Genomic DNA, 6,718 nt, shown 5'->3' on the forward strand with positions numbered 1-6,718 from the left:
TTTGGCGCCGCGCGCCTTTCCCTGCGATGAAAGACATTGTGCGGCTTCGGGAGGTCCCGCTCCGACGGAATCGGCAGAGCCTCCCAGTCCTTAGGGTTCGGGTCATACTGTCTAACACAACGTTTCTAACGGACAAGCTCCTTTGCTCTCCATGTCTTACATGAACCTGAATACGGCTTTGATGAGCCACCTGATGAATCCTGAGATGCACTTACCAATCAGCTTCATCCATATCACCCCAATCCTCGGAGACGACCCTTGCATCGCCCTTCTCCGGTTGCTTTTCCATCGCTGCTAACGCGTACTCAACCGCGGCCTTCGTCACTCCGGGGATAGCCGGGTTCTCCTCTCCGGTTTCTATGACCATGAAGGCATGCAGCTTCCTTATCCTTTCGAGCACACCGTCGTTCGAGGCACCGATGCGCATGAGCGCGGCTGACTCGAACTCCCTCATATTGCAGACATCACCGGCGACCCTCGCGATGACCATCTCTCCATCGACGGTGACGTCGCATAGCTCCTTTGCCTCCTCCGCGGTGGAGAGTAGGAATCTCCATCCGCGGGACCGCCTTGCAACGGGGATTCCCGCGGCACCCTTTCGGAACTCGGGCTTGGCGGCGTAGTAGTTCGCGACCAGCCAAAGCCCCTCTTCCTCGATGTCGCCCAGGCCGATCTCGAAATCCGTGAGCATGTTCTTCGAGTCGAATGGCGCAGAAGTGGCATAGGCGCCCGTATCAAACACATCGATGCGTCCGCTCGGGTAGGTGATTCTGATGTTCATCGTTCGCTCCTCCTTCGCTGTTGCTCGCGTTGCCTTGCAGCCAGGCTTCTCTGCTCGTTCTGGTTCGTCCTGGACCTGCGCCTGTCGACAAGCTCCTGTTGTCTCTGTTCGTACCTGACCTTCTGCGGCATGAGCCTGTGCTCGGTCATGTACTCCTTCGCCTGCATGAGCCTCTGGGCGCCCTCGCTGCCGATTTGGCCGCGTCGGGAGAGGGTAGCGAGGCGAGCATCGAACTCCTCCAGGGACTCGACATCGAACTTCGCGCAAGTCTCCAGCGCAGCGGAGAGCTTTGAAAGGTCCTCCAGGTCGTTCAGCTCGATCGCGCTTTCGGCGCGCTTCCTGATCTCGTCGATTGATTTCTCGGTGGGTCTGTATGCCCCGCTCCTATCGAATCGCCGCTGCAGCATCTGCTTGCCGTAGGTGTAGCCGAGCCGCTCTCCGGAGACCTTCTTCGAAGGCCAGTCCGCAAGCGAGAAGATCCAGTCGTCTCGGCGCGCCTTCGAGGAGTTGTCGGCCACATGAACGTCCAAGGCGTCCAGGATCGCGAAGAACTCCGCCTCGTTGGTGGCCATGGTCTTCGCAAGGGCTACGCGCGCCCTGATATCGCCGACCCAGGTGTATCCGCCCGCCTTGGCGATCTCCCTCTCCTGCCGTCCCAGATAGACGTTTCTCCGTGTCCTGGGCGCGTTAACCTTGTTCTTCTCGGCCGCGTCAGCCTTGCCCTCAGATGGCTTTCTCTGGTTCGACAGGCCCGAAAGTCCTCGCTCCCGCGCCATGTCCTGCAGCGCCCGGTTAAGGTCCTCGGGGTGCTCGGTGTGCATTCTGTTGCCAGTTAGGAGGTTGGTGCTATTGACGACGATGTGGGCATGGGGGATGCCGCGAGCGTTGTCGTCGTGGTAGACGATGGCGATCTGGTTGTCGGGGAAGAACCTGAGGGCCCAAGCGCTTGAAAGCTCCCGCAGCTCTGCAAGGCCGATGGCGTCATCTGGGTCCGGGGAGAGGACGAAGTGCTTGAAGGTTCTGGCCCTCATTCCATGCCAAGGTTCGTCATGTCCAAACTCGGCCCTTGTCGCATCCATCTCGACATCCCAGAGCACAAACTCTTTCTTGTCCTCGGGAGTGTCGATGTCTTTACGTTCGTCCCACGAGAGATTGAAGAAGTCCCTTGCTAACGCGCGGTTCTTCTTCTCCAGATACCGCCTGATTCCGACGGTTGAGCCATGCCCCGATATCGGTTTCAGAATTGGCATTACTTGTCAGCCACCAAAACAAGGCTCTGCATCTGGCCGAGCTCGTAGGCGAGGCGCTCAGCGTTGCGGTTCACGGTGACGAGCTCCACCTCGATCTCCTCCGCCTTGGTGCCGATGAACTCTCGGTCGATGGTGCCGCGCGCGACGTAGTAGTTGATGGAGTTCATCGCATGGACCGCCTGGTTGTAGTGGTACCCCCATTTGGTCAGCTCCCTCGACATAGCGTTCATCGCCTTTCGGTCCACGAGAATCGCATGCTCCGCCTCGGGGTTCTCCTCGGTGGCCAGGGGGATTCGCACGAGGTATCGGAGATACTCGGACTTGGTCAGCCCCGCATCCTCGCAGCGCCTCTCCAGCTTCTCGTAGTCTTCCTGGGCCATGCGGAAGGTGAGCCGCTGTTCCTTGTTGGTCTTCTTTGCCATGGTTTGCTCCTATGCTCTCCGCGCATCGCGCGGTCGTGGTTTGTCTAAAGCAGGGGCGCGGGGGATCCCCCGCCAGGCGAGCCGCTTTTCTTTTCGCCGCGGCCGCCTGCTATTCCGGGCGTACTCCGGAGCGAGCCCTCGCATAGCTCGCGACAAAGCTGCTCGAACGTGCCCGGAACAAATGCCTTGGGCTGTCAGATTTCTGTCTGACGCCCATGGGCTACTTGCTGGATTTGCCGCCTGAGCCCCTTACGGGACCAGGCTGGCATGAAAGGTCATCTCTTCATGAAGCGGGCCGTCATCTCCGCAATCTCGCGGAGGGCCCGCAGGTCGTGGTCGGTGACGTTGCGGTGCGGCTCGTCGAGCCACGCGGCGATCTGGCGCTTGGCCTTCGCGAGCCTCGGGTCGGCAACGTGCTTCGCACCGGCGTACTCGACCACGTAGTCGGACAGCTGCTTCTTGCTGACGAGACCGCGGCCCTTGCGCTCGTAGAGGTCCGACTGGTCGGGCTTCGGAAGGCTGCTCAGCGCCTCCACTGCGGCGGCAGTGAGGTTGCCGCTGTCTGCCTCCGCAGCCCATTCCGGGGAGAGGTCCTCGGCGATCCTTCGGGCCATGCGCTCCTCGCGCTGGATGGTCTTACCGGAAACCTTGCGGCCCGTCTGCTGCTCGATGATCCTCGCCTTGACTTCCTCGGTGCGCATGCCCGTGAGGGACTTGTCGCTTTGGCGCAGGGCCCTGACCTCCATGCCGAGGGCGCTCGTCGCGGCGGCCCTCTCGGAAACGGTCAGCGCCCTGACGAAGTAGTTCGCCGTGTGCAGCAGCGTCACGGACTGCTCGTCGCTGATCCCCTCGATGATGCGGCAGGGCATCTTCTCGTAGGAGGGATCCTCCCTGGAGAGGAGCTCGTATGCCGCCTTGCGCCTGTGGCCCGAGATCATCTGCCATGACCCGTCGCCCATCTTCCTCACCAGCGGGATGTCCGTCAGGCCGTTCTCGGCGATGGAGAGGGCGAGCTTGCGGATGCTCTCGCGGTCCATGGAGTAGGTCACGTTAGCGGGGTGGTCGGCGATGGTTCGAACGTCGATCTCTACGACGGGGTAGCGCTCCCTGGTCTTCGAGGACTGGTCCAGAAGACCCGTGATGGAGAAGCCTGCGGCCACGTCCCTAGGCGAGCTCATGGGAGATCTCCTCGGCGAGCGCCGCGTAGTCGAGCGCCGGCCTGCTGCCGGGTTCGAAGGCCGTCACGGGCTTCCACTGCCAGCTGCCTTCGCAGACCTTGGAGCTGGCATGGATGACGGTCTCGAACTGGGACTGCGGGAAGAAGTTGTCCAGCACCTGCGCGCCGGTGGACTCGGCGTTGGTCATGCGTCCTGGGACGCAGGTGCGCAGGATGCGGTACTTCGGCGTCGGCATCCTAAGCGCCTCCGCAATCGACTTGGTCGCCTCCACCGTGAGGGCGGTGCCGCGCATGACGGTGGAGTCAAGCTTCACGGGAATCACCACCAGGCCATTGTCGGCAGCGGCGAGGTAGGCGTTGAAGGCGAGGCGCTTCATGACCGGGGAGCAGTCGATGAGGCAGACGTCGTAGTCCTCGGAGGCGTCGTCCAGGGCGAACTTGAGCCTCTGCTCGCGCAGGAGCAGCTCGTTTTGGTCCACCAGCTCGATGGTGGAGGGGATCACGGAGAGCCCCTCGGTGTCGGTCTCGTAGGCGAGCTCGGAGACGGGTCGTCCTCCGTAGAGGAGCTCGATGGAGGTGCGGTCCTCGGCGGCCGCCCTCTCGTAGAGGCCGAAGAAGTCCGTGGCGGAGGCCTGGGGGTCGAGGTCGATCAGCAGGACCCTCTTGCCCTGGGAGGCGTAGATGCTGGCCAGGTTCACCGCCGTGGTGGTCTTGCCGACGCCTCCCTTGTAGTTGGATATGGCAATCGTGCGCATGGAAATCCCTTTCCTTCTTGCATCGGTGTCGCGGGCGATGTGGAAGTCCCGCGCCACCGAAATCTCATTTCGTCGGAATCGTACGTTTTTGTCCGACAAACACATCATAACACAAAACGTACTATAACGTACGATGCAAGAGGGAAAGGTGAACCGCGGAGATCCATGGGCATGGGCTCGTCGTGCGAGCAAGCGAAAGCCGGGCGCCCCTGCGGGCGCCCGGCCTACTCCTCGGAGGAGTGGAGGTCGCTACTCCTCGTCGGACTCCATCGTGGAAAGCTGGTTGATGTGATGGCGCAGGAGGGCTCGGTCCTCGCTCACGACCATCATCGAGATTGCATCGAATCGGATCGAGACATCCCCGCGGTCGGCGTTCTCCGCGAGCCACTTGGCTGCGAGGGCCTCGCGCTTGACGCGGTCGTTGTCCTCCTCGGGGAAGCCGTCGGTGGCGTTTTTGGCCTCGACGGTGACGAAGACGATGGTGTCCTCGTCCATCGCGACGACGTCGATGGTGCCGAAGCCGTCGGGTGCCTCCCAGCTGGTGGAGAGGACTTCGTAGCCCCTGCGCTCCAGGAACCTCTCGGAAGCGGCGATTGCCTTCTCGTGCAGATTGTTCATAACGTGACCTCCTAGTCTTTTCGGCTCGCCCCTGTGGCTTGCCTTGTGACACGGAGAGCGCGCGGGTCCGTGGGGAGCGGAAAGGGAGGAAGCGAAGGCTTGGATTGGACTATTCATCTCCATGCCGCTAGTTTTCCGAAGCGCAGCGGTTTGTTTCGGTGGGATCCAAACCTCCCTCCCACCGCCGAAAGAAATCGGAAAAGTATCGCGGCCCTTGTAGCCCCTTCGGTTCCGTGCGAGCGTGCGTGGTCAAGGAAAGCCAGGGCGGGATGGCAGGCGGAGGGTGCGTGGAAGATGCGCGGGCGGAATCGCCACTCGGGAGGCCCTGGCCGCTGGGTGCCAAGAGGCGACACTATGGGACACCCATCTATTCGGTAGCCGCGTTCTGCGATAGAATACGAGGATATATTTGTCGGACAAATCCCAAGACCAGAGGCGGTGAGGCTCCCTTGACGTACAACAACAAGGCCAAGCTGAAGACCCTCTACGTCAAGCAGATCCTCGAGGAGGAGACCGATGCGGAGCACGGCCTGTCGATGAGGCAGATCATCGAGAGACTGGAGCAGTTCGGCATCAAGGCCGAGCGCAAGAGCGTCTACCGCGACATCGAGGTGCTTCTGGAGTTCGGCTGCGACATCCAGACCTACCAGAGGAACCCGGTGGAGTACGCCATAGTCCGGCGGGACTTCGAGCTCGACGAGCTCATGCTCATGGTTGACGCGGTGCAATCGAGCAAGGCACTGACGAAGCGGCAGTGCAACGCGCTGGTGACCAACATCAAGCTGCTCGCCAGCGACCACCAGAGGGCGCTCCTGGAGCGCAGGATCCACGTCCCCGGCAGGATCAAGACGAAGAGCCAGAGCGTGTTCGCGAACGTGGACGCCATCCACGAGGCCCTGAGGCTTCGCAGGAAGGTGGAGTTCACCTACTACCGCCGCGACGTCGACGGGGAGCGCTACGCGACCCGAGACGGCAGGCCGCACATCGTGACGCCCGTTGAGGTCGCCTATGCGGATGGGTTCTACTACCTGACCGCCTGGGATGACGATCACGGCAACATGGTCGAGTACCGCCTCGATCGAATGGGCAAGGTGAGGGTGTCCGATAGTAAGGCCTCCCGAAACGACGAGATAGCCCATCATGTCTACGATGAGGGGAAGTACGAGTACTTCGGCAGGTTCGGCGGCGAGGAAGTTATGGCGACCCTCAACGTGAGGGCCGACAAGGTCGAGATCGTCATGGACCGCTTCGGAGACGCGGCGGAGATCTCCAGGATCGACGACGCGTCCGCCAAGGCCCATGTCCGGATCAGGAAGAGCGAGCAGTTCTTCGGCTGGATCGCCGGCATGGGAAAGACGGTAACTATTGCCGGGCCGAAGAGCCTGGTTGAGGAATACAGGAATTATCTGAAGGGGTTGCTGGAGGAGTAAGCCTCCAGCCATGAGAAGGAAATGGCTATGGGCCAATTCAATTACTACTACGCGAAGTTCTACGAGTCTGATCTCGAGGCCATTGCCATGGATTTCATGGCAGACCAGAAGATGGGCTACGAGTACCAGTCCGGAAGCGAGCTTCATAGGGCGCCGGAAGACGTCGTTCTCGAGAATGACTTGAAGGGGTACCTTCGCTCGCGCTACAAGGATCTTTCTGCGAATGAGCTCGAGAGCATCGTGCGTAAGGTGAAGAGCAGCGGAAACACGCTTTATGAAACAAAT

General features: G+C 61.2%; 8 protein-coding genes. 2 read left to right on the forward strand and 6 right to left on the reverse strand.

What is annotated here, in order from left to right:
• Window positions 1–211: 211 nt before the first annotated feature.
• From ABVS03_RS11255 to ABVS03_RS11280, 6 genes are all read right to left on the reverse strand, one after another.
• Complete coding sequence (locus tag ABVS03_RS11255; RefSeq protein WP_368019176.1) at window positions 212–781, reverse strand: hypothetical protein; 570 nt, start codon at window positions 779–781, stop codon at window positions 212–214.
• On the reverse strand, window positions 778–2,031 hold the full coding sequence (locus ABVS03_RS11260; RefSeq protein WP_368019177.1) for a relaxase/mobilization nuclease domain-containing protein: 1,254 nt from the start codon (window positions 2,029–2,031) through the stop codon (window positions 778–780). The genes ABVS03_RS11255 and ABVS03_RS11260 overlap by 4 nt, the downstream gene beginning before the upstream one ends.
• Window positions 2,031–2,453, reverse strand: coding sequence for a CopG family transcriptional regulator (locus tag ABVS03_RS11265; protein WP_368019178.1), 423 nt, complete (start codon window positions 2,451–2,453; stop codon window positions 2,031–2,033). The genes ABVS03_RS11260 and ABVS03_RS11265 overlap by 1 nt, the downstream gene beginning before the upstream one ends.
• Before the next feature lie 275 nt (window positions 2,454–2,728).
• Entirely contained in the window at window positions 2,729–3,631 is a 903-nt protein-coding gene (locus ABVS03_RS11270) for a ParB/RepB/Spo0J family partition protein (RefSeq protein WP_368019179.1), read from the reverse strand.
• Entirely contained in the window at window positions 3,618–4,442 is an 825-nt protein-coding gene (locus ABVS03_RS11275) for a ParA family protein (RefSeq protein ID WP_368019180.1), read from the reverse strand. The genes ABVS03_RS11270 and ABVS03_RS11275 overlap by 14 nt, the downstream gene beginning before the upstream one ends.
• A 192-nt stretch (window positions 4,443–4,634) precedes the next feature.
• The gene (locus ABVS03_RS11280; RefSeq protein WP_368019181.1) at window positions 4,635–5,003 is read right to left on the reverse strand and encodes a YraN family protein; all 369 of its coding nucleotides are present in this window, start codon (window positions 5,001–5,003) and stop codon (window positions 4,635–4,637) included.
• 449 nt (window positions 5,004–5,452) lie between these two features.
• Between ABVS03_RS11280 and ABVS03_RS11285 the strand changes: the two genes are divergently transcribed.
• A complete protein-coding gene (locus ABVS03_RS11285) occupies window positions 5,453–6,433 on the forward strand; it encodes a helix-turn-helix transcriptional regulator (protein WP_368019182.1) in 981 nt (326 codons plus the stop codon).
• A 27-nt stretch (window positions 6,434–6,460) separates the two neighbouring features.
• Window positions 6,461–6,718 (forward strand): hypothetical protein (locus tag ABVS03_RS11290; RefSeq protein ID WP_368019183.1); only part of this gene is annotated, 258 nt, incomplete at its 3' end.

Origin of the sequence: Olsenella sp. AGMB03486, from assembly GCF_040884255.1 — a bacterium.
GTDB classification, from domain to species: domain Bacteria; phylum Actinomycetota; class Coriobacteriia; order Coriobacteriales; family Atopobiaceae; genus Olsenella_L; species Olsenella_L kribbiana.